Origin of the sequence: Actinoplanes missouriensis 431 (genome assembly GCF_000284295.1) — a bacterium.
In the GTDB taxonomy this organism is placed as follows: Bacteria; Actinomycetota; Actinomycetes; order Mycobacteriales; family Micromonosporaceae; genus Actinoplanes; species Actinoplanes missouriensis.
The window spans coordinates 5,133,916-5,156,046 of the sequence record NC_017093.1 but is presented as its reverse complement, the minus strand read 5'-3'; the positions used below and the strand labels follow the sequence as shown (position 1 = coordinate 5,156,046).

22 protein-coding genes and 1 pseudogene are annotated in these 22,131 nt (G+C 72.2%); 9 read left to right on the top strand and 14 right to left on the bottom strand.

Going from position 1 to position 22,131, the window contains the following annotated elements; translation table 11 throughout:
• Positions 1-215 precede the first annotated feature (215 nt).
• Positions 216-716: a hypothetical protein gene (locus AMIS_RS24100; protein WP_014445012.1), complete on the bottom strand. Its 501-nt coding sequence runs from the start codon at positions 714-716 to the stop codon at positions 216-218.
• Positions 717-782: 66 nt separating this feature from the next.
• The gene (locus AMIS_RS24095) at positions 783-2,000 is read right to left on the bottom strand and encodes an alpha/beta hydrolase family protein (RefSeq protein WP_014445011.1); all 1,218 of its coding nucleotides are present in this window, start codon (positions 1,998-2,000) and stop codon (positions 783-785) included.
• 160 nt (positions 2,001-2,160) lie between these two features.
• Between AMIS_RS24095 and AMIS_RS24090 the strand changes: the two genes are divergently transcribed.
• Both AMIS_RS24090 and AMIS_RS24085 read left to right on the top strand, forming a co-directional pair.
• Positions 2,161-3,372 carry a sensor histidine kinase gene (locus AMIS_RS24090; RefSeq protein WP_014445010.1) on the top strand — a complete coding sequence of 404 codons (1,212 nt, stop codon included), beginning with the start codon at positions 2,161-2,163 and terminating at the stop codon, positions 3,370-3,372.
• The gene (locus tag AMIS_RS24085) at positions 3,360-4,001 is read left to right on the top strand and encodes a response regulator transcription factor (protein ID WP_041830026.1); all 642 of its coding nucleotides are present in this window, start codon (positions 3,360-3,362) and stop codon (positions 3,999-4,001) included. Before AMIS_RS24090 ends, AMIS_RS24085 begins: the two co-directional genes overlap by 13 nt.
• A gap of 111 nt (positions 4,002-4,112) precedes the next feature.
• Here AMIS_RS24085 and AMIS_RS44235 read toward each other — a convergent pair.
• Positions 4,113-4,208, bottom strand: a pseudogene (locus AMIS_RS44235) (DUF6529 family protein); the annotation flags it as partial.
• A gap of 92 nt (positions 4,209-4,300) precedes the next feature.
• On the opposite strand from AMIS_RS44235, the gene AMIS_RS24080 reads away from it, so the two are divergent.
• The gene (locus tag AMIS_RS24080; protein WP_157435032.1) at positions 4,301-5,302 is read left to right on the top strand and encodes a hypothetical protein; all 1,002 of its coding nucleotides are present in this window, start codon (positions 4,301-4,303) and stop codon (positions 5,300-5,302) included.
• Between the two features lie 8 nt (positions 5,303-5,310).
• On the opposite strand, the gene AMIS_RS24075 is transcribed toward AMIS_RS24080, so the two are convergent.
• The 4 genes from AMIS_RS24075 to AMIS_RS24060 are packed head-to-tail and all read right to left on the bottom strand — an operon-like array spanning position 5,311 to position 8,428.
• A complete protein-coding gene (locus tag AMIS_RS24075; RefSeq protein ID WP_014445007.1) occupies positions 5,311-5,820 on the bottom strand; it encodes a hypothetical protein in 510 nt (169 codons plus the stop codon).
• 35 nt (positions 5,821-5,855) lie between these two features.
• Positions 5,856-6,386 (bottom strand): DUF6529 family protein, encoded by a 531-nt coding sequence (locus AMIS_RS24070; protein ID WP_014445006.1) that lies wholly within the window; start codon positions 6,384-6,386, stop codon positions 5,856-5,858.
• A 2-nt stretch (positions 6,387-6,388) separates the two neighbouring features.
• Positions 6,389-8,110 carry a protein kinase domain-containing protein gene (locus AMIS_RS24065; protein WP_014445005.1) on the bottom strand — a complete coding sequence of 574 codons (1,722 nt, stop codon included), beginning with the start codon at positions 8,108-8,110 and terminating at the stop codon, positions 6,389-6,391.
• 33 nt (positions 8,111-8,143) lie between these two features.
• Positions 8,144-8,428, bottom strand: coding sequence for a pyrophosphorylase (locus AMIS_RS24060; RefSeq protein WP_014445004.1), 285 nt, complete (start codon positions 8,426-8,428; stop codon positions 8,144-8,146).
• Between the two features lie 83 nt (positions 8,429-8,511).
• Between AMIS_RS24060 and AMIS_RS24055 the strand changes: the two genes are divergently transcribed.
• Genes AMIS_RS24055 through AMIS_RS24045 form a run of 3 tightly spaced genes read left to right on the top strand, consistent with a single transcriptional unit; the run spans position 8,512 to position 14,166 of the window.
• Entirely contained in the window at positions 8,512-8,967 is a 456-nt protein-coding gene (locus AMIS_RS24055; RefSeq protein WP_041830023.1) for a WXG100-like domain-containing protein, read from the top strand.
• A 1-nt stretch (position 8,968) separates the two neighbouring features.
• Positions 8,969-13,816: an RHS repeat-associated core domain-containing protein gene (locus AMIS_RS24050; protein ID WP_014445002.1), complete on the top strand. Its 4,848-nt coding sequence runs from the start codon at positions 8,969-8,971 to the stop codon at positions 13,814-13,816.
• Positions 13,813-14,166 (top strand): hypothetical protein, encoded by a 354-nt coding sequence (locus tag AMIS_RS24045; protein WP_014445001.1) that lies wholly within the window; start codon positions 13,813-13,815, stop codon positions 14,164-14,166. Before AMIS_RS24050 ends, AMIS_RS24045 begins: the two co-directional genes overlap by 4 nt.
• A 3-nt stretch (positions 14,167-14,169) precedes the next feature.
• Here the strand turns inward: AMIS_RS24045 and AMIS_RS24040 are convergent, their stop codons facing one another.
• Complete coding sequence (locus AMIS_RS24040) at positions 14,170-15,147, bottom strand: serine hydrolase domain-containing protein (protein WP_014445000.1); 978 nt, start codon at positions 15,145-15,147, stop codon at positions 14,170-14,172.
• A gap of 48 nt (positions 15,148-15,195) precedes the next feature.
• Here AMIS_RS24040 and AMIS_RS24035 point away from each other — a divergent pair, with 48 nt between their 5' ends.
• Complete coding sequence (locus AMIS_RS24035; RefSeq protein ID WP_014444999.1) at positions 15,196-15,786, top strand: TetR/AcrR family transcriptional regulator; 591 nt, start codon at positions 15,196-15,198, stop codon at positions 15,784-15,786.
• On the opposite strand, the gene AMIS_RS24030 is transcribed toward AMIS_RS24035, so the two are convergent.
• From AMIS_RS24030 to AMIS_RS24015, 4 genes are all read right to left on the bottom strand, one after another.
• Entirely contained in the window at positions 15,783-16,340 is a 558-nt protein-coding gene (locus AMIS_RS24030; RefSeq protein ID WP_014444998.1) for a TetR/AcrR family transcriptional regulator, read from the bottom strand. The two genes, AMIS_RS24035 and AMIS_RS24030, sit on opposite strands and share 4 nt — an antisense overlap.
• Positions 16,337-16,663 carry a DMT family transporter gene (locus tag AMIS_RS24025; protein ID WP_041830021.1) on the bottom strand — a complete coding sequence of 109 codons (327 nt, stop codon included), beginning with the start codon at positions 16,661-16,663 and terminating at the stop codon, positions 16,337-16,339. Before AMIS_RS24025 ends, AMIS_RS24030 begins: the two co-directional genes overlap by 4 nt.
• Before the next feature lie 158 nt (positions 16,664-16,821).
• A complete protein-coding gene (locus AMIS_RS24020; protein ID WP_014444996.1) occupies positions 16,822-17,475 on the bottom strand; it encodes a GNAT family N-acetyltransferase in 654 nt (217 codons plus the stop codon).
• Positions 17,476-17,527: 52 nt separating this feature from the next.
• Positions 17,528-18,496: a LacI family DNA-binding transcriptional regulator gene (locus tag AMIS_RS24015; protein ID WP_014444995.1), complete on the bottom strand. Its 969-nt coding sequence runs from the start codon at positions 18,494-18,496 to the stop codon at positions 17,528-17,530.
• A gap of 61 nt (positions 18,497-18,557) precedes the next feature.
• On the opposite strand from AMIS_RS24015, the gene AMIS_RS24010 reads away from it, so the two are divergent.
• Both AMIS_RS24010 and AMIS_RS24005 read left to right on the top strand, forming a co-directional pair.
• Positions 18,558-19,112: a cysteine hydrolase family protein gene (locus AMIS_RS24010; RefSeq protein WP_014444994.1), complete on the top strand. Its 555-nt coding sequence runs from the start codon at positions 18,558-18,560 to the stop codon at positions 19,110-19,112.
• A 39-nt stretch (positions 19,113-19,151) separates the two neighbouring features.
• Positions 19,152-19,742: a class I SAM-dependent methyltransferase gene (locus AMIS_RS24005; protein ID WP_014444993.1), complete on the top strand. Its 591-nt coding sequence runs from the start codon at positions 19,152-19,154 to the stop codon at positions 19,740-19,742.
• Positions 19,743-19,914: 172 nt separating this feature from the next.
• Here the strand turns inward: AMIS_RS24005 and erm are convergent, their stop codons facing one another.
• Positions 19,915-20,718: a 23S ribosomal RNA methyltransferase Erm gene (gene erm, locus AMIS_RS24000; protein ID WP_041831218.1), complete on the bottom strand. Its 804-nt coding sequence runs from the start codon at positions 20,716-20,718 to the stop codon at positions 19,915-19,917.
• 705 nt (positions 20,719-21,423) lie between these two features.
• Positions 21,424-21,984 carry a DoxX family membrane protein gene (locus tag AMIS_RS23995; protein WP_014444991.1) on the bottom strand — a complete coding sequence of 187 codons (561 nt, stop codon included), beginning with the start codon at positions 21,982-21,984 and terminating at the stop codon, positions 21,424-21,426.
• Between the last annotated feature and the right edge of the window lie 147 nt (positions 21,985-22,131).

Sequence of the window (22,131 nt, the reverse complement as noted above, 5' to 3'; positions counted from 1 at the left end):
TGGTCACCCTCCTGATGTCCCGTGGCTTCGATGCGTCACGCCTGCGGGCGCCTGGCACGGCGGTGAGCCGCCCGGCACGGCGGTGAGCCGCCTGGCACGGCGCTGAGCCGCCCGGCACGGCGGTGAGCCGCCCGGCACGGCGCTGAGCCGCCCGGCACGGCGCTGAGCCGCCTGGCACGGCGCTGAGCCGCCTGGCACGGCGGTGAGCCGCCCGGTCAGGGGATGTAGCGCTCGCTGAGGACCCAGCCCCCGATCGCCACCGCGAGGACCGTCACGTTCAGCCAGCGCACTCCCAGCCGCCGCCGGCCGTCGTCGGGCAGCGCCGCGACCTCGGCCGTCGCCGCCCGGAACCACCGCACCGCCGCCGCGACGGTCCGCCCGTCGAACGCCGTCTGCAGCGCCGCGACGTCGACGAGCCCGTGCCCGCGCGGCTCCAGGAACGTGTCGTCGAGCTCCGGCGGGGTGAGCAGGCTCCGGGCGATCCGCCAGCGGTGAAAGGTGTTGTTGACGACGATCTCGTGCGGGGTGACGACCACGCTGACCGACGGCCCGAAGAGGTACAGGATCGGCCCCACCGGCCCCACGATCGTCACGGCGAGCATGGCCTCGTCGGCGCCGCCGAGCGCGAGAACGACCGCCATGGCGACCACCCACAGTCCGAAAAGGACCAGAACCTGAGTCTCCCAGCGCCGATACACCCGTCGTTCCCGCACCACGGCCGGAAGCTTAGTGGCCGGCGCTGCGCCGGCGTTCGACGTGACGCGTCACCCGGGTCACCGGCGTCACCGGACGAGACGGATCTCGGGATAGCGCGGGTCCACGCCGCACATCAGCCGGCTGCGCCGGCCCCGCAGGTGCTGGTCGAAGAAGGCCCGGAGGTAGTCGCGCTGGATGGTGACGGAACGCTGCGGGCGCAGCGTGCCGACCAGTTCGGCGAGCAGCTCGGGCGTGAGGCCGATCTCCGGGGCGGCCTGCGGGTACAGCACCTGGCCGTCGTTGAACGAGCCGTGGACCGAGCCGGTCAGGCTCAGCTCGCGTTTCCAGCCCCGCTGGTTCGCCCAGAACGCGTCCCAGGTCGGGTCCTCCGGGTCGGTGCCGTGATCGCTGCTCAGGAGCAGGAACGGCCGGTCGGAGCCTGCCACGGCACCCGCGCCGACGAGTGTGCCGTCCAGGTTGACCCCGGCCTTGATCCGCCGGTCGTGGTGCATCGTGGCGGCGGCGGTGCTGCCACCGAGGGAATGGCCGAACATGCCGATCCGGTGCAGGTCGAAGGCGCCCCGCAGCCCGATCGGGAGCCGGCGCTTCCCCGCGTCGGGGTTGCCGCCGGCGTTGACGACGGCCAGCTGGTCGAGGACGAACCGGGTGTCGGCCTCCCGGACCGCGACAGCCTGGGCGACGATCTGATCGTCGATGTCGGCCGGGATGGCCGCCACCTCGATGCGCCCGTCCGGGAACTCGACCTCGCTGGCGTCGTGGGTGTGGTCGATGGTGACGACGATGTAGCCGTGGCTCACCAGATCCTCGGCGAGGACGGTGCTCGTGCCGCGGTCGCCGCCCAGACCGGGCGAGTAGAGCACGACCGGCCGGCCGCCGTGCACCGGTGCGCCGGCCCGGCCGTGCGTGGCCGTCGCCCGGACCCTTGCCGCGGGCAGGCCGTACACCTCGGAGAAGTGGGGCACCGCGCCCGGCGACAGCCACGGTGCCACCGGGTGGCCGTGGACGTGCCGGGCCGGGTACCAGATCTGGACCATGATCTCGCGAACCGGCCGGCCGGGCACCCACGGATCGGTCCGGGAGCGGTCGACGAGGTGGAGCGCGATGGTGCCGAGCTTCTCGCGGCCGGTCGGCATGGGCAGCGTGTACCCCTCGGCGGCCGATCGTGGCCGGGCAGCGGCAGCCGGCGCGCGGGTGACGACGCCGAGACCGGCGGTCAGGACAGCGGCCGACAGCAGCGACCGGCGGGTGAGGGCCGGGGTGTGGGCCGGGGCGAGTCCAGGCATGGTGCGACTCCTCGGGAGACGGGGTGAACGGTGACCAGCCTGCCGGGATCCGGGCGCGCTGTCGGTGGGGCGGGCAGCCGGTCAGGGGTGGGGTTATCCGCACCCCCGCGGGTAGGGTGGCACCGTGGCCCGCGCCGGGGGCCCTGTCTAGGTTGAACCCGTGACCTCGGTGGAAACGGCTGTACCCCGGCGCGGCGGTGGGCTCCCCACGGTGCTCGGCGCCCTCTGGTCGGCGCGCACCTGGCGTGCCACCCTCCACGCGCTGGCCGGGCTGCCGCTCGGCGTGGCCGCCTTCGCGCTGACGTGCGGGTTGCCGGTCGGCGCCGGCTACAGCGCGATCTGGAGACTGCTGTACGCCTCCGGCGACGATCCCGCGCTGACCATTCTGTTCGCCGTGCTCACGGTGACCGCCACGCTGTCGCTGCCCTGGGTGGTGCGGGGCCTGTCCGCGGCGCAGCGCCGGCGCTTCCGTGACCTGCTCGGCGTCGAGATCCCACCGTCGCACGGGTGGTGGCGGCAGTTCGGCTACCACGTGCTCAGCCTGTTCATCGGGGTGGCCGGCGCCGCCGCGGTGGCGGCCTGCTGGTCGGCGACTCTGCTGGCCTGGACCGAGCCCGCCTACCTGATCCTCACGGTGCCGGCGCTCGTCGCCGCACCGTGGGTGGCCCGCGTCGTGGCGCGCGCCGACACGGCGGCGGCCCGGGCACTCCTCGGGCCGAGCCGCAACGAGGAGCTGTCCGTGCGGGTGGAGACGCTGTCACGCAGCCGCGCCGAGGTCGTCGCCGCCACCGACGCCGAGCGCCGCCGGATCGAGCGCGACCTGCACGACGGCGCCCAGCAGCGGCTGGTCTCCCTGGCGATGAACCTCGGCATGGCCCGGGCCAGCCTCACCGACCTGCCCGCACCGGCCCGGCAGGCCATCGTGGAGGCCCACGACGAGGCCACACAGGCCCTCGCCGAGTTGCGGGAGTTCGTCCGCGGCCTGCACCCGGCGGTGCTTGACGACCGTGGCCTCGACGCGGCGCTGTCCGGCATCGCCGCCCGCGCGCCCGTCCCGGTGCGGGTGGCCGTCAGCGTGCCGGGTCGCTGCTCGCCGGTCGTCGAGGCGGTCGCCTACTTCGTCGTCTCGGAGGCTCTCACCAACGTCGCCAGGCACGCCCACGCGAGCCGTGCCGAGGTCACCGTGGACCGCGTCGCCGACCGGCTCCGCGTCGTCGTCACCGACGACGGCCGAGGCGGCGCCACACCCGCCGGGGGTACGGGACTGCGCGGACTCGCTCAGCGCGCCGCGTCAGTCGACGGGACGTTCGCGGTGCACAGCCCGGCCGGCGGGCCGACGACGGTCACGGTGGAGCTGCCGTGCGGATCGTGATCGCCGAGGACTCGGTGCTGCTCCGCGCGGGCCTGACCAAACTGCTCGCCGACGGCGGGTTCGACGTCGTCGACGCGGTGGCGGACGCCGAGCAACTGCTGCGTGCGGTCGCCGAGCACCGTCCCGACCTGGCTCTGATCGACGTGCGGATGCCGCCCACCCACACCGACGAGGGCATCCGCGCCGCCCTCGTCATCCGGCACCAGTTCCCCGCGGTCGCCGTCCTCGTGCTGTCGCAGTACGTCGAGGAGCGGTACGCCACCGACCTGCTGTCCGTGCGGACCAGCGGCGTCGGATATCTGCTCAAGGACCGGGTCGCCCATGTGTCCGAGTTCCTCGAAGCCCTGCGCCGGGTGGCCGCCGGGGGCACCGCCCTGGACCCCGAGGTGGTCGCGCAGCTGCTGGTCCGCCACCGCCAGGACCCGATGGACCGGCTCACACCCCGCGAGCTGGAGGTGCTGCGGCTGATGGCGGAGGGCCGCTCCAACCACGGCATCGTCGACATCCTGAAGGTCAGTCACAGCGCCGTCGAGAAATACATCACCAGCATCCTCAGCAAGCTCGACCTGCCCCCCACCGACGCCGACCACCGCCGCGTCCTCGCCGTGCTGCGGTTCCTGCGCATCTGACCGTCTCGTCGCCGGTGCACACGCCGATCGGGAGACACGGCCGCGAAGCGTGGACCAGCCTTCTCCGGCGGTGGCGCGAGACGGGTACGGCGTACACCCGGATCGGGTCTTTCAGAAGCCGGCGGTCGTGAAGTACCAGGGGGACGCCGTCAGCCAGAGGCCGGCGACAGCGGTCAGCACCAGGCCGCCGGCCAGCGGCAGCACCCACGGCCGGGACTCGACGCGGTTGCCGTCGCATGCGCCCGTTTCTCTACCGGTGCATGGTCACCGTCGAAGCGTCCCGTGCTTTCATGTGTCACGTGCGTCGATACCTGGTGATCCCGGTGCTGCTCCTGCTCGCCACGGCCTGTAGCGCTCAGCCCGTCCCGCAGGCCGAGCCGCCGTCACCGTCACCGTCGTCCAGTCCGGACCCCGAGGTGACGCTGCCGGTCGGCTACATCGGCGGCAGTGAGGCGTCCGAACCTCCGTCCGCCGGCCCGGCCGCCCTGCGCGGCGCGGGCTGGTCGCTGCGGACGGACCAGACGCAGACCGGCCCGTTCCTGCGCACCGTGCACCCGGTCGTCGACCTGCGCACCGGCGAGCAGACCGTCGGCAACTACCTGATCGGGTACGCGATGATGCGCGCCCCGCAGGGCCAGGAGCTGATCGTCGCGCCGCTCGGCAAGCCGGACGACCTGCCCGGCGCCCCGGTCACCATCCGCGCCGGCGACCGGCAGCAGAAGATCACGAAGCTGACCCAGCCGGTCCTCGTGCTCACCGTCCCGTCCGGCGCCCCGGCCACCTTGACCGTCGAGGACGGCCGCCCGCAGACCCTGGACCTGCGCACCGGCCGCCGGGTGCCGCGCGCCGACACCGCCCTGTTCTACGACCCGCCCGCCCAGGAGAAGACCGACGGCCCGCAGATCGGCATCCCCGGAGCGACAGGCCTGTTCCTCAGCGCGAGCGCGGAACTGGTGCCGGGCCTGGAGAGTGTCGGATACGCGGACCCGGGCAAGGCCTGGCTGGCGGTGACCGTGGAAGCCGGCGGGGCCGAGTGCGATCTCAAGCTCGGCGGTTCGTCGTTCCGCTTCGAGTCGGGCGGACGGTCCTACCCGGCGACGGGCAGCTACCGCCTGGACATGTCCCTCGCCGCCGGCAGCCTGTCGATCGGCGCGATCGAGGTGGCGATCGAGGTCCCGGAGAAGGTCCGCGCGGGCACGCTGGTGTTCGCCCTGTCCGGAACCCGCACCGGCGGGGACTGCGGGACGGGACGGCTCACGACGGTGCCGGCCCGCGCGACGATGCGCCTGAAGCTGAGCTGACCGGCTGGTCAGGGGAGGTAGTTCTCGCTGAGCACCCAGCCGCCGATCGATCCGGCCACGACCAGCACGTTGATCCAGCGTACCCGCAGCCGCCGGCGGCCGTCGCCGCCGAGCGGGACGACCTCGGCCATCGCGGCCCGGAACCACCGGAGCGCCTCCACGACGGTCCGGCGCTCGATCGCCGTCTGCAGTGCTGACACGTCGACCGGCTCGTGCCCGGTGACGTCGATGAACGTGTCGTTCGGCTTGTCCGGGTTCGGGTAGACGATGAGGTCACGCGCGATCCGCCACCGGTGGAAGACGTTGCTGACCACCACCTCGCGCGGGGTGACAGCGACGCTGGTGGAGGCTCCGAAGACGTACAGGAGCGGGCCGATCGGGCCGAGGATCATCAATGCCCGCAGGACGTCGTCCGGCCAGCCGAGCCAGATCACGAACACCATCACCGCAACCCAGAGTCCGAGAACGATCAGCATCTGACCGTCCCGTCGCCGGTACACACGCCGCTCGAGAGGCACGGCCGGGAGCGTAGACCAGCGTTCCGGACCGATTGTCAGAAGCCGACGGTGGTGAAGAACCAGAGGGACGAGGTCAGCCAGAGGCCGGTGATCGCGGTCAGGACCAGGCCGCCGGCCAATGGCAGCATCCACGGCCGGGAGTCGCCGGGGCGGCTGATCAGCAGCATCTTCGTGACGAACGCGCCGTAGAACAGGCAGCCCAGCACCGAGTGGGCGAGCGTCCGAGGGCTGCCTGAGCTGAAACCGAGCGCGTACAGGCAGTGCACCGCGATCGGCAGGGATAACAGCAGGGCGACGCGGCCACTCCATCGGTGCAGGGCGGGGATCCACGGCGCGGACGGCAGACGCCCGTACAGGGAAAATGCTGTGGTGAGCTGGACTGCGGCGAGAAGAAAGACCGTCGTGGCGAGCCACACCTTGCTGGACTGCAGGCGCAGCGCGTCGCCGATGCCGGACGTGCCGGCCGGGTCGTGCAGGCGGCCGTAGACACCGAGGGTGACGGCGACCCCGACGCCGGCCACCACGGGCAGCCACACGCGGGGCCGCCGGAGGGTGGCCGCCTCCACGGTCAGAATCCCTCCCCGCTGTCGGCGTCGATCGCGGTGGTGCCCAGCGTGGAGCCGTCGATCGTGACGGTTCCGCCGGACACGTCGAGCGGTGGCGCCGGGGCCGGTACGCCCTCGCGGCTCAGCACACCGACCTGGGTGCCGTCGGCGAGCACGATCCACGAGCCCTCCACCTGCGCGCCGCGAACCCGGGCGGCGGTGCGGTAGAGCCCGGACGGCTTCTTCACCTTCTTCACGGTGAACGCGTGCGTGTCACCCGCCACGGTGACGTCACCCTCGGCGGAGTTGGCGTCGAACGTGCCGGCGATCCGGCTGCCGTCCTTGCCCTCGAGGCTGAGCTGCCCGGACTTCGCCGTGCCCTGCAACCACGACTCGACGCGGTTGCCGTCGCAGATGTACGCGATCGCCGTGCCGTCGCGGATCGCGATCGCGAGGGTTCCGGCGCCGTCCTCGACCCGGCCGGCCAGGGTGACACGCAGGTTCGCGACCGGGTCCTTCGTCGGCGGCGGGCTGCTCGGCGTGGAGCTCTCCGAGACCGTCACGCTGGGCAGTGCGGTGGGCTTGTCATCGGGATCGTCCCGCTCGCCGGCCGCGGCCGCGTTGATGCCGACCAGGGTGGCCGCGACCAGGGCCGCCACACCGAGTGTGACGAGTGGACCGCGCCGCCAGCGGGAGGGCGGCGGCGGTGATGGTGAGGACTCCGGGGGAGGAGCGGGCGGGGTGGCACCGGGGCGCAGGCGCGTGTCGTTCAACCCGGCGGCCGGCGCGGCGGCGAACGGTGCCGGGACGCCAGGCGGCGCGGCCGGAGAGCCGCCGGCCCACGGCGCGGCCGGCCCGGCTCCCGCAGGCGCGGACCCCGGCTGGTCGGCGGCCCAGGGCGCGGCCGGCCCGGCTCCCGCAGGCGCGGACCCCGGCTGGCCGGCGGCCGACGGCGTGCGCTGATCAGAGATTCCGGGCGCCCGCTGCTCCGCCGACGCCGCCAGGCTGCGCAGGTAGGCGGCCACCCGCCGGGACGGCGGACGCCGGCGCGGGTCGGCCGCCAAACAGTCCCGGGCCACCGGCGCCAGTGCCGGCGGCAGCGCTGCCGGGTCCATCGACGGGTTCCCGGTCGCGAGTTCGGCGATCAGCACGCCCAGCGACCACACGTCCGCCGCGGCGGTGGGTGGCGCGCCGCCGAAGACCTCCGGCGCGGTGTATCCCGGCGTGCCGCCCGGCGCGCCCCGCTCGGCGTCGTGCAGCAGCACCGCCACCCCGAAGTCGGTGATCCGCGTCTGCGGCGGCCCGGCGCCCGGGACGACCAGGATGTTCTCCGGTTTCAGGTCGAGGTGGACGACGCCGTGCGCGTGGGCGGCGGCCAGGGCCGCGGCGGCCTGCCCGGCGATCGCGGCGACCTCGGCGACCTGGAGGCGGCCGCCGCGGAACTCCAGGTAACGGCGCAGGTTCGGGCCGTCCACGAAGTCCATGATCAGAGCCAGGGTGCCGCCCTCGACGACCAGGTCGCGCAGGCCCACGATGTTCGGATGGTCGAGGTCGCGCAGCGCCGCCTGCTCGCGGAGGAACAGCTCGCGGACGCGAGCGTCCGACGCGTACTCCGGGCGCAGCAGTTTCGCGGCCAGCGGCGGGCCTCCGGCCCGGCTCGTCGCCCGCCGGACCACCGCCACGGCGCCCCGGCCGATCTCCTCGTGCAGGAGGTATTCCCGGCCGAGCGGCTCCTCATCGGCCATGCCCCGCGCCCTCCTCTTCACATGATCAAATGATCAGTATCCGCCACCGGCGCTCATGATGTTCTGAGCGATCTTCTGCAGCTGGTCGCGCAATTGATCCAATTCCTGTTTCGCCTTGTCGAGCGCGGTCTTCGTCTCCGGCCATGTCTGATCACGGAATTGCTGCGCGAGCGGCCCGTCCCACACGTCGGGGTTGGAGAGCATCTTTCCCTGCGCGTCGAGCTGGGCGATCTGATCGGTGAGCCCGCCGTTGATGATCGATTGGATCTGCTGGATGGATGTCTTCGCCTGATCCGTCGAGAGTACGCGTGCCGCCATCTGTCCACTCCCTTTCCTGGAGCGCCCATTGTCCGCGCCGAACGCCTATCATCGCAATCACGTGCCAATGGCAGGGGATGGCGATGGTCGATCTACGGGGGATTTCCGAGGACGTGCCGTTCGACGGTGAGGCGGCCACCCGGCTCGCCGCCCAGTTGCGCGCCGGCGCCGACGAGTGCGAGGGGGTGATTCCCCGGCGCACGGCGGTCGCGACGGTCGCCACCGAGGAGTGGCGCGGCGTCTACGCGCGGCAGTTCGCGACCCGGATGGGCATCTGTGTCACCGACGCGCAGCGCCTCGCGACCGCGATGCGCCAGGCCGCGAACCAGGTGGACGAGCTGGCCCGGCTGGCTCGTGAGGAGCAGGCGCGCCGGGAGAAGGCGCGCGAGTGGCAGCGCCGGCAGCAGGACGAGGGCGTCCTCGAGAAGATCGGCGACTTCTTCTTCGGCGAGGACGAGGACGACCTGCCGCCGGTTCCGGACCCGATCACCCCACCGTTCTACACGCTGCCGCCCCCGGCCATGGCGGCTCGGGAGTGACATGGCGACGAGTGCGGCGCGGCCGGATGATCTGGACGCTTTCGTCCGCGGCAACCGCGCGGCGGACGACGGTTTGCGCGGCCGGCTCGCGCAGTTACGCGCGGCCTACGGCGATTTCCAGGACGGCAATCGGTGGGGGCGGCTTGACGCTACATCGTTGATCAATGCGTTCGGTCAGTATCTGGATCTGAACGAGGTCGACGCTCGGTGGGTGGCGCAGATCGCGGAGGCGTTCCGGGCCGCGGGCGGAGAGGGGGATCTTGCACGGTTGCCGGATGCGGCGATTGCGGCGTCGTTGCGTGCGGCCGGTTTGGGTGGTGGGCGCGCTTCGGTGACGTTCGACGATCCGATGGGGTACGGGTTTCCGCCGACCAGTGGTTTTGCGGATGATCCGGTGAATACCGCGACGGGAAACTTCTTGATCGCGGTGTCCGATTCTCGTCAGTGGCGTCGGGTCTACAACAGTCGGTCGGCTGCGGTGGGGGCGTTCGGTCTGGGGTGGTCTTCGTGGGCTGATTGTTCGTTGCGGGCTGAGGTCGTCGGCGCGGTTTATGCCGGGCCGGATGGTCAGCGGGCCCTTTTCGCTCGTCAGGGTGCCGGCTATGGGCGGGTCGTCGGTGTGCCCGCTGAGGTGGTGCCGGCGGGGGACGGGCTGGAGTTGCGGTGGTTCGACGGCCGGGTGTGGGTCTTCGACGGTGCCGGGCGGTTGACGATCGCGGACACGCTGACGTTCGGTTATGCCGACGGGCGGCTGTCTGCCGTGACGGATCGTGGTGGGCGGTCCGTTGCGATTTCCTGGGACGGCGATCGGATCGGGTCGGTCGGGGACGTTGTCTACGCGTACTCCGGCGGGGTTTTGATCTCTGCTGGCGATCAGCGGTATGAGCTTGATGAGCAGGGCCGTGTCTCCGCGGTGGTTGACGCTGATGGTGTCGCCGAGGCTCGGAACAGCTATGACGTGGCTGGGCGTGTGGTGGAGCAGGTGTCGCGGTTCGGGCGGCGCACCCGCTACGTGTATCTGCCGGGGCGCGTCACGGTCGTGGGCGACTTCGACGGCGGTATCACGAACACCTATGTGCATGATCAGAACGGTCGGCTGTTGTCGGTCACCGATGGTCATGGTGAGCGGCTGAGCCGCACGTATGACGAGTGGGGTAATCCGGTTACGGTGACCGACCGCAAGGGCGCGGTGTCCACGATGCGGTGGGACGATCGTGGACGGCTGCTGCGGCGGGCGCTGCCGGCGGGTGAGATCTTCGAGTACCGCTACGACGACGCCGGACGTGTCCTCGCCGTGACGGCCGGTGACGCTCATGTCCGATACCGATACTCCGGTGAGGAACGGACGCCCTCCGAGATCGTCGATGCCGAGGGCGGTGTCACGCGGCTGGAGGTGCGTGACGGGCTCGTGCAGCGGGTGACCGATCCGGACGGTGTGAGCCTGGATTTCGGTTTCGACGCCGCCGGGGACATGGTCACGGTCACCGACGGGCTGGGCAACACCGCTCGTCTGGAGCGTGACGCCGAGGGCAGGCTGGTCACGACGGTCACGCCGCTGGGCAGGCAGACCCGTTTCCGGTACGACGGGAGGGGCCGCCTGGTCGAACGGGAGGACCCGGCCGGTGGGATCTGGCGGTACGAATACTCCCCGGCCGGTCGGATCGTGTCCGTTACCGATCCGGGCGGCGCGCGCCGGGAGACCCGTTACGGGCCGCACGGCTCGGCGGAGGCGACGGTCGACCCGCTCGGGCGGATCACCAGCCGGCATCACGACGACATGGGCAACCTGGCCCGGCTGATCGCTCCGGACGGCGCGAAGTGGGACTTCACCTACGACGCGCTGTCGCGGCTCACCGCCACCACCGACCCGGCGGGCGCGACGTGGCTGCGGGAGTACGACGCCGAGGGCAACCCGGTCGGCACCGTCGACCCGGCCGGCGTGCACCGCACCGTGGCCGTCGACCGGAACGGCCGGATCACCGGACTCGGCGACGGGCTCACCGGCAGCGCCTTCGAGTACGACGAACTCGGCCGGACGACCGCTCACCTGCGCCCGGACGGGACGGCGGCCCGGGCGGGATACGACAGGTGCGGCCGCCGGACGACGATCACGGATCCGGTCGGCGGGGTGACCCGGATCGAGTACACGCCGGGTGGCCGGATTCGCCGGCTCCTCTCGCCGGGTGGACGCGAGACCGTTTTCGACTATGACGCGGCGGGCCGGCGGGTGGCCCGGGTGGACGGAGCGGGGCGGCGGACGGAGTACCGCTACGACGCCGACGGCACCCTGATCGCCGCCGGGCCCGCTGCCTCCCGCCCGCCTGCGGCCGGCGCGGACGACGCCGGCCGTGTTGTCCCGGCCGGCGCGGACGACGGCGGCCTCGCGGCCGGGACGGTCACGTTCGGCTACGACGACGCCGGTCGGCTCGTGGATCGGGACGGCACCCGGTACCGCTACGACGCCGTCGGGCGGGTCGTCGCGGTCACCGATCCCGCCGGTGGGACCCGCCGTTACGAGCGGGACCCGGCCGGCCGCGTCGTCGCCGCCATCGATCCGCTCGGGAACCGGACCACGTACGAGTACCACCCACGCGGCTGGCTCACCACGATCACCGACCCGCTCGGCGGGACCGTCACGCGCCGTCACGACGAGATGGGCCGGGTCGTCGCGGAGACCGACCCGCTGGGACGGGTCACCACCTTCACCTGGGATCCGGCCGGGCGGCTGATCTCCCGCACCGACGGCGCGGGACGGACGGTCACCTGGAGCTACGACACTTCGGGCCGGGTCGTGACGATGGCGGCCGCCGACGGTTCCACCGTGACGTTCCGGCGGGACACGCTCGGGCGGCCGGTCAGCATCAGCGACGGGCCGCACGAGCAGCGCCTGACCTGGGACCGGGCCGGCCGGCTGGTGTCGCGGGAGCGGGACGGGCTGGTGCTGGGCCGCCGGTACGGCCCGGACGGCGAACGGACCGCGCTGATCCTGCCGGACGGTTCGGAGACCACATACCGTTATGACGCCGGTGGTCTTCTGTCCGGTGTGACAAGTCCGGTGACGGGTCATCTCGCTGTCACAAGGGACGCTCTGGGACGAATCGTCGCGGTGTCCGGAGATCATAGTGGAGCCGCTGCGACCTGGGAATATGACCCGCGGGGACGAGTTGCCGGGTATCGGCTCGGGCAGCGGGAGACGCGGCTGACCCGGGATGCCGCGGGGCGGGTCGTGGCGGACGGGAGGAACACCTACCGTTACGACGCGGCCGGTCAACTGGTGGCGGCCGGTGAGCGGACCTTGGAGTACGACGCGGCGGGGCGGCTGGTCCGTGACGGGGACCGGACCTTCGACTACGACGCGGCGGGTCAGCTGGGCGGATGCGAGTACGACGGGTCCGGGCGGCGGTTGCGGGACCCTGACCGGACGTACCAATGGGATGGTTTTGGTCGTCTCTCCTCGATCACCGTGGGAGATCGCCGGATTCCGGTGCGCGTCGACATCACGGGTGAGCTCGCCGAAGTCGACGGGAAGGCGGTGCTGTGGGATCGCGCGCCGTGCTGGATCGGTGGCGAGGCGGTGGCCGGGCCGGGCGTGCCGTGGCAGATGGGCGCGACGTCGCTGGAGCCGGACTGGCAGGGCACGCCGGCCGGTGCGGAGCGTGACGTCTGGGGTGCTCCGGCGCTGGCCGAGCCGGGGATCGGGTATCGCGGTGAGCTGGAGTTCGGCGGGCTGACCTGGTTGCGCAACCGGGTCTACGATCCCTCGTCGCGGGCGTTCCTGAGCCCCGATCCGCTACCCGCCGTTCCGGGAACCGCGTGGTCCGGGAACCCCTATCACTACGCCGGCAACGATCCGGTCGGCCATGCCGATCCGCTCGGGCTGCGACCGATTTCGGACAGCGAACTGGCTGCCTATCGGGAGGGCATGGGCAGCGGGTTCTTCGAGGACGCGGCCGACTGGGTGGGGGAGAACTGGGAGTACCTCGCGGCCGGCGCGATGGTGGTCGGCGGAGTCGCGCTGATGTTCACCGGTGTCGGCGGGCCGGCCGGGATCGCGTTGATGGCGGCCTCCGGCGGGTTGATCGCGGGCGGGGCGAGCGCGGGCATCCAGAAGTTCACGACGGGTGAGGTGAACTGGGGGCAGGTCGGGCGGGACGCGCTGATCGGGGCGGCGGCCGGTGGCGTCGGGGCGGGGACTGTCGCGGCGCTGAGCAGTTCCACGCGCCTGGCCGCGACGAATCCGTTCGTCCGTGAGCTGGTGGTCAACGGCGCGGAATCGGTGGTGAGCGGGGGGATCGACCGAGGGCTGACCGGCGGCGACATCTTCAACCCGCGAGCGCTGACGGCGGATCTGCTCGGTGGCGGCGTACTCCATTCGCCGGCCGCGCTCAGGTCGCCCGCACCCGGTGAACTGGTGGACGTGTGGCGGTTCCACAATGCCGCCGACCCGCAGACGTTGCGATCGCGGCTCTCCGCTGAACCGCCGCACACGCAGCGGCTCTACGAGTGGGCCCTCGAGAACGATCCGACCCTGTTCCCGCAGATGCGCGAGGAACACGCCACGGGCTTCTACACCCACAGTCCGTTCGTCAGCGTCACCGACAATCCGGCTGCGGCCGCCGCGACCACCGATCCCGGATTGAGCACCATCATCAACGGATTCCCGGGCCCGTCCTACATGCAGGCCCCGGACATGAGCTACTTCCGGGTGCCCGGTGACCGGTTGCATCGGCCGGACTTCGAGTTGTCCCATCAGGAAGGCGAATTGCTCTTCTATGGTGACGATCTCGCCGATTTCCTGGTGGAGACTCGACCCAATCCCTATCTGCTGCCACCGAGCGGAGGACCATGATCGATCAGTCCGAGTTCGACGACGTCATGCTGACGCTGGGGCATCCCTGGGGTGATGTTGACATCCTGCTGTCGGAATGGGCTGTTCGGGGGCCCTATGGCGGCCGTCCCTTCGTGTCGGTCACAGCTGCGAAGCGGGTATCGACCGGCGAACGGCTCGCGCTCGACGAGATTCCTCCGGAGTACCTCAACACGCCGACGACCCGGCAGATGCAGCGGGAAGGGGAACTGCCCACCCCGTGGGGCCCGCCGCCCGACGAGTTGCCGCGGCCGGCGCTGGACAGCCTGCCGCCCGACATGCGGGAGGAGTTCCTGCGGTTGCGATACGGAGACGACGGATCGGCGCGGTGATCGTCACGCGGCGGATTGGAGGGCCGTCAGCAGCGCGAACGACGGCCCATCCACCGACCTGCTCGTGTCGCTGAGCGCCACCACCCCCACCCTCCTCTCCACGTCGAAACCGGCGAACGACGCGAACCCGCCCGTACCCCCATTGTGGAAGATCTGCACGAATCCGCCCTGCTTCGGATGCAACTGCCGGGACATCCAGCCGAGCCGCGTGGTCAGGAACGGGTTCACCCGGTGCTCGACGCCGAGGGCCGTCGCCACCGCCGGCGCCAGCGCTCCGGTGGGATCCCAGTGGGCCTGCACGAAACGGGCCACTTCGTCGGCCGTCGACCGCAGGCCTCCGGCTCCGGCCATGGCGGCCAGGTGCCACGCTGGGACGGGGCGACCCGGCTTGCGGTAACCCTGCGTGGTGGGGAGGGCTATGCCCGTACCCTCCATGTCCAGAGGCCGGGTGATCTCCCGGGCGACCAAGTCCTCGTAGCTGAGCCCGGCGCGGCGCGCCAGCGCCAAGCCGAGCAGGCCCGCGCCGAAGTTCGAATAGCGGAACCGGCTGCCCGGCGTGCTGCTCAGGCGCGTGCGGGCCAGGGCCCGCAGCAGAAAATCCTCCGAGCATCCGGCGTACGGGTCCGGCTTCCCCGGACGCAGGAGCGCGCCCAGCAGCATGCCGGTGGGCAGGCGCGGCAGCCCCGACGTGTGCGTTGCCAGGTGACGTAGCGTGATCGGAACGCCGTCACGGAGAGGCACAGTGGTATCGGGTGGGAGTAGCTCGCGCAACGGCTCGTCGAGGGTGACCGCGCCGGCGACGGTGAGCCGGGCCAGGGTCAGCGCGGTGAAGACCTTGGTGATCGAGCCGATCTCGAAGCGGGTGGAGCCGTCCAGGCCGGCCGTGCCGCGCACCGTGACCTCGTCGCCGACGATCGTGGCGACCACGACGCCGTGCCGGTCGGACGTGAGCGCGGAAACGGTCTGTTCAAGATCGGTCATGGCTCCATGATGGGTGGACCGCACAAGGCGGCCGCCTACGATGTCGGGGTGCCCCGCGTCTCCGAAGCTCACCTCGCCGCCCGCCGCCAGCAGATCCTCGACGCCGCCGTGCGGTGCTTCGTCCGCAAGGGCTTCCACCAGACGTCGATGCAGGACGTGATCAAGGAGGCGGACCTGTCGGTCGGCGCCTTCTACCGGTACTTCAAGAGCAAGAACGAGCTGATCACCGCGATCGCCGGCGACAAGATCAGCCAGGTCACGTCGGTGCTCGACGAGCTGCTCGCCGCCGAGCCGCCCCCGGCCGTGCCGGAGATCATCGAGCGGGTCCTCGAGCTGATCGACCGGTCGGTGGAGGAGGACGGGCCGGTGCGGATCGCCGTGCAGGTGTGGGGCGAGGCGGTGCACGATCCGGAGGTGGGCGCGCTGGTCGCCGACGTCTATGGTCGGGTTCGGTCACGGGCCGTGCAGATCGCCGAGCGGGCACAGGCCGGCGGGCAGTTGCACCCGGACGCGGATCCGGTCGGGGTGGGAGTGGCCCTTTTCGGTCTGATCCAGGGATACATCCTGCAGCGGATCCTGCTCGGCAACGTGGACCGGAAACAGTATGTGAACGGGGTCCGGGCGCTGGTCACCGGCTAGCCCGCGGTTGCGGCCCCACCCAGCCGGCGGATCGCGGCGGTCAGTCCCGGCTCGTCGAGAACGGTCTCGGTGGTCAGCGTGAGCAGGATGATCCCGTCGATCAGCGCGCAGATGTCGCGTCCGGCGCCGGCGCCGACATACGGCTCCAGGATCGCCGGCAGGCCGCGCATCCAGACGTCGGCGAGCGGCCGCAGCGCGGCGTCCCGGGCCGCGGCCAGGCACAACTCGTACTCCAGGCGCACCTGCCGCCGGTCGGTCAGGTACTCCCGCACCAGCCCGGTCAGCGCGACCGCCATGTCCGGCGCGTTCCGCAGGCGCTCGTCCCACTGATCCAGATCGGTCTGCAGCGCGTCGACGGCATGCCGGAGCCCGGCCGCGATCAGATCATCGAGAGTCGGGAAATAGTAGGTCGTGGCACCCAGCGGCAGCCCGGCCTTCGCGGCGACCGCGCGGTGCGTGGTCCGCCCGACGCCCGCCTCGGCGATCACCTCCATCGTGGCGGCGGCCAGCGCGGCGCGGCGCGCCTGCGGATCGCGGGTGCGGCGCCCGGTCAATGCGCCGTCCCGCTGTGCAGATTCAGCATGACGACTCCGGCGATGATCAGAGAGATTCCGGCAACTTTAGCCGTCGTGACCGGTTCGCCCAGGAACACCGCGCCGATCGCCACGATCGCCGCCGTGCCGACGCCGGACCAGATCGCGTAGGCGATGCCGACCTGGATGCCCTTCACCGCCTGCGAGAGCAGCACGAATGACGCTCCGTAGGCGGTCAGGCACGCGAGCGTGGGCCACAGTCGCGTGAAGCCCTCGGTCGCCTTCATCAGGCTCGTCCCGACCAGTTCGGCCGCGATGGCCCCGAACAAGAACACGTAAGGCACGGCGTGCCCCTCTCTTGTACATTCGTACTTGTACGATCGTACAAGAAGAACCCCTTCCGAAGTACGGGGTGATCGCCGCCCCCAACCACAACGCACGCCGTCCCGCCTCACCCGCACTCCCAGCCGTCCCGCGCCCGATGGCATGGCGAAGACGCCGGTCAGCGCCGTCCGGTTCGTGCTCCCAGATAGGTGAGCGGCCCCGGATCGGACACCGGCAGCTCGACGAAACCCAGCCGGTCGTAGAAGGGCCGCGCCCCGACATTCGCGGTCACCATGGCGACGTGCACACCCGGCGCGGGGACCACTGACAGGAACCGCTCGATCAGCCGCCGCCCGTGCCCTCGCCGCTGGTAGTCCGGCAGCAGGTCGATGTGCAGGTGCGCCGGATAGCCGTCGAGCCCGGGCACCAGCATCCGCTCCGGATGGTGGTGCAGCGCGTGCATCTCCTGCTCCGGGTCGCGCGGCAGCGGTGGCGGCGGCGGAACCGGGTAGCGGTCGCCGAGCCGCGGAATCCACTCGTCCCGGTAGCGCCGCACGAAGGTCGCGGTGTCGGCGGTCCCGACCACGTAACCGACGGCCCGGCCGGCGTCGCTCCGGCTGGTGCCGCCCGGGGCGGAGCGGCTAGGGGCGGTGTCGGCCAGGACGAATGCCAGCTGCGGCTCCAGGTGCACGTAGGGGCCAGCGAACAGGTCGCCCATCAGGACGTCGGTGGTGTAGTGACCCCGGGCATCCCCTCCCGCGGCGGCGGTCCGGACACAGATGTCGTAGATGGCGGGCAGGTCAGCGGCCTGAACCGGGCGGATCGTCAGCACGGCCGGACCCTAAGCGGTGGAAGCGGTTCCACCGCAACTGCCGCTCCTCACGTCATGGCGCACCTCCGCAGGACGTGCGGAGCACCGGCCGGCTGGGGAACAGGCGGCCCGGTGACGGGGCGCCGAGCGCCGCCCGGACGGCGGACACCGCGATCAGCTCGACCGGGTGGGTGGCGGTGGACAGGCCCGGGTGGACGGCCTCGGCCAGAGGACTGTCGTCAAAGCCGGTCACGGCCACGTCGTGCGGCACCCGGAGGCCGTCCGCCGCCAGGGCCTGCAGGACGCCGAGCGCCGTGGCGTCGCTGACCGTGGCGATGGCGTCGGTGTCCGGCCAGCGGCGGAGGATCTCGCGGGCGGCGGAACGACCCCGGACGGTGGTGAAGTCGCCGTGCACCACGCGCTCGGGCAGGCCGGTCGCGCGGATCAGGCGGGTGTAGGCCGTCAGCGGCGCGCGCGAGGCGGCCAGCCAGCGCGGGCCGGCGATCAGGGCGATGCGGCGACGGCCCGACCCGTACAGATGATGGAGGAGCGCGCCGACGCCGGCCGCGCTGTCCACGTCGCTGCCGCCCGCGCCGATCACCGCGGTCCGGTCGCGCAGGGCGGCGGGCAGGCCGGCCATCAGCGTGCGGTCGTGGCCGGCCAGCACCAGCGCGGCCACGCTGCGGTCGGCGGCCAGGCGGTCGAGCTCGGCCGACGCGCTCAGCGGCAGGCGCAGCAGGGCGGTGCCGAGGCCCTCCGGCTCGGTGGCGGCGGAGATCGCGGCGGCGGCCCGGGTGACGAACGGGTCGCGCAGGATGTCGGCGCGGGCGTCGCGGACCGCGAACACGATCCGGGTGCCGGAGCGGTGTGCCAGCCGGCGGGCGACGGGGTGCGGGACGTAACCGAGGTCGGCGGCGGCCCGGCGGACCGCGTCGCGGCTGGCCGCCGAGGAAGGACCCCGGCCGGAGAGCACGCGCGAGGCGGTCGCCGTGGACACACCGGCCCGGCGGGCGACGTCGGCGAGACAGGGATGCGCTGTCATGACACCATCCTGGCGCGGCCGTACGACATTTTTGTCGGGGGGCCGGTCTACTGTGCCGGGCATGACGACATTGACGGATCGTCCCCGCACCGCGCTGCTGGTGATCGACGTGCAGAACGGGGTGGTCGCCGGCGCGCCGCGGCGCGACGAGGTGATCGCGAACATCAACACGCTGCTGGAGAAGGCGCGCCTCGAGGACGTGCCGGTGATCTGGGTGCAGCACTCCGACGACGGCCTGGTCCGGGGCAGCGACGACTGGCAGTTCGTGCCGGAGCTGGCGCGCCGCGACACCGAGCCGCTGGTCCACAAGGAGTACGGCGACTCCTTCGAGGCGACCGAGCTCGAGGAGCTGCTGGCCGCCCACCAGGTCGGCCGGCTCGTGGTGACCGGGGCGCAGAGCGACGCGTGCATCCGGTCGACGATCCACGGCGGGTTCGTCCGCGGTTACGACGTCACCCTGGTCTCCGACGCGCACACCACCGAAGACCTCACGCAGTACGGCGCGCCCGCCCCGGAGCAGGTCATCGCGCACACCAACCTCTACTGGCGGTGGCAGAGCGCGCCCGGCCGCACCGCGGTGACGGCCGAGACGGCGAAGGTCACGTTCGGCGGGTGATCGTGCGCGGCGTTCCGGCCGGGTTCGTAAGGTTGCCGGATGAGCACCGACAACCTGTGGCTTCAGAAGATCGCCGAGAACCCGGGCCACTCGCAGTGGTACATCGACCGTTTCCGGGAGATGGCCGCTCGCGGTGACGACCTGGGCGGCGAGTCCCGCATGATCGACGCCATGGTGCCGCGGGGCGCCCGGATCCTCGACGCGGGGTGCGGCACCGGCCGGGTGGGCGGGCGGCTCGCCGCCGCCGGGCACACGGTCGCCGGCGTCGACCTCGATCCGGCGCTGATCGAGGAGGCCCGGCGGGACTACCCGGACGTGCGGTGGCAGGTCGGTGACCTCGCGGAGCTGTCGCTCGGGGAGAGCTTCGACGTGGTGGTGTGCGCGGGCAATGTGATGACGTTCGTGGCGCCGGGCAGCCGGGGGACGATCCTGGGCCGGTTCCGGCAGCATCTCACCGACGGCGGCCGGGCCGTGGTCGCGTTCGGATCGGGGCGGGGGTACGAGTTCGAGGAGTTCCTGAAGGACGCCGCGGTGGCGGGGCTGGAGCCGGACCTGCTGCTGAGCACGTGGGACCTGCGGCCGTTCACGCCGGGCGCGGACTTCCTGGTGGCGATCCTCCGAGCCGCCTGAGCAGCCGCTGCGCGGGGCGGCGCGCTTGCTGGGGCGTGCGGGCCGGGGCAGTGCGGGCCGGGACGCGGCGACGCGGGCGCTCGGAGCCGGCCGGACTCGGCGGAGCCGGCTGGTCCCGGCGCTGCCGCACGGGGACAGCGCCGAGACCGGCCGGCCCGGGTGGGTGGGTGGGTCAGCGGGACAGGAGGCGGAACAGGGTCAGCCACTGTTCCGGCCAGACCTCGCCCACCGGCAGATCCTCAGCGAGGCGGCAGGCGCGGAAAGCGGCGTACGTGCGCTGTCTCCCGTGATCGCGGCTCAGCGTCGCGAACAGGGAGCCGCCGACGCCGGTGAAGCCGCGTTCGACCAGCCGGCGGTAACCCGGCATGTGCTCCGGCGCGACGAGCGGCACCTCGCGGCGGTCGAGCACCAGGACGCCGCCGTCGACGCGCGGGACCGGGCGGAACGCGGTCGCCGGCACCCGCGCGGCGAGCGTCCACGTGAACTCCGGCCAGGTCAGCACGGTCAGCCGGCTCCAGCGGCCGTAGTCGCCGGTGCGTTTGCGGGCGTACTCCCACTGGGTCAGCAGGGTGGCGCGCCGCAGAGCCGGCGACTCCAGGCACCAGGTGATCACGGAAGAGGTCAGGCCGTACGGAATGTTGCCGGCCACCGTGAATGTCGCCGCCGGCGGCTTCGCCGCCAGGAAATCGCCGGTGCGCACGGTCAGCCGGGGATGCGCCGGCAGGGCGGTTGCCAGATCCGGATCGATCTCGTACGCGATGACCCGCCGGCAGCGATGCAGCAGCTCGGTGGTGAGCCGCCCGCGCCCCGCGCCCACCTCGAGGACGGTCAGCCGCGGGTCGGCTACGGCGATGTCCGCGAGGAGGCGGGCGGCCCGGGGGTCGGCGAGGAGGTTCTGGCCGTAGGCGCGGCGGGCCCGGGCGTGCTCCCGGCGCGGAGAGGCCCGGGAGGCCGAACGCCGCGGGCCGACCGGCACGGGATAGCGGGATTCCGGCTGCGGCTGCCGGACCGCCGTCGGCCCGGAGCTGCTCATCGGCCCGGAGTTGATCGTCGGCCCGGAGTTGGTCGACGGCTCGGAGTTGGTCGCCGGCTCGCCGCGGCGGCGGGGATGGTGGGGTGCGGAATGTGGCGCCATGGTCGGGTCCTGTCTGCCGCGGGATGCGGCGACTACGGACAGGCGTCATCGTGGCCCGTCCGGATGGGAATGGACTCGGGCCCTGGCGATCGGCGGCTGATCGGTCGGCGTCAGGCCAGGGCGGGACGCCCGGCGCGCAGACGGATCGCGTGCAGCGGTCCCCGCGCGGGCGTCAGCGCCGCGGCGAGGAGAGCGTGCGTCGTGTGCATGGACGGAACCGTAGCGGCGTTCGGTGCGGCGGTCACCCGGTTTTCGGCTCCGCCCCAAGATCTCGGCGACCCCCGGCTGCGGCGTGGGCCGGAAATTCCAAGATCCCGCGGAGGAGCGGCCGCGAAGCCGGGGGCGCGAGGGGCGGCGAGGCGGACGCGAGGGAGGCGGGCGCGAGGGAAGGCGCGAGGGAGGCCGCCGCGAGGGAAGGCGCGAGGAAGGCGGACGCGAGGGAAGGCGCGGGGGAGGAAACGCGGGAAGGGGCGCAGGAGGAGGGTGACATAGAAGCAGCCCGGCCGGAGGGGGGTCCGGCCGGGCTGAGGGGTGGGGCGGGTCGGTTCAGATCAGCCAGCGGTTCCGCTGGACCAGGGGCAGTTTTGCCCACAGGCGACCCAGGCCCCAGGTGTGGCCGGCGTAGGTCAGCGCCAGAACGGCGGCCGCCAGCCCGTAGATCACGTGGTAGTCGACGATCGGGTTGCTCGAGCCCGAGGCCAGGGGCCACTCGGCGACCCACATGAAGGCCATCATCAGGGCGGTGGCGACGGCGCCGATCCGCAGGCCGATGCCGGCGATCAGGGCGACGCCGATGCCGAGCAGGCCCAGCATGAACAGCCAGTCGACGACCGGGTTGCCGGCCATGCTGTGGAACGTGTCGACGAACGGGCCGGTCTCCAGGGAGCCGAGGAAGCCCTTGGTCGGCGAGCCGCCGTTGATCCAGGCACGGGCGGAGGGGGTGGCGTACCCGAAACCGAAGGTCTTGTCGAGGAACGCCCAGAGGAAGACGAATCCGGTGGCGATCCGGAGGACGGCCAGCGAACGAGCGGCGGTGTGGGTCAACATGGAGCCCGGGGCCTCGACGTTCTCGAGGTGGGCGACGTTCTCGCGGCCGATGGTGGACATCCGGTCCTCCCTTAGACGTTGTCTTCACCTATGACTATTCGCCGCGGCGGGGCGCGACGCCGGTGCCGGAGAGCCTCGGGTACCGGGCCGAAAGTCCTGTGTGGTGGGCGGGATACGCGGGTTGCACGGTGGTTCTCGCGCCATCTG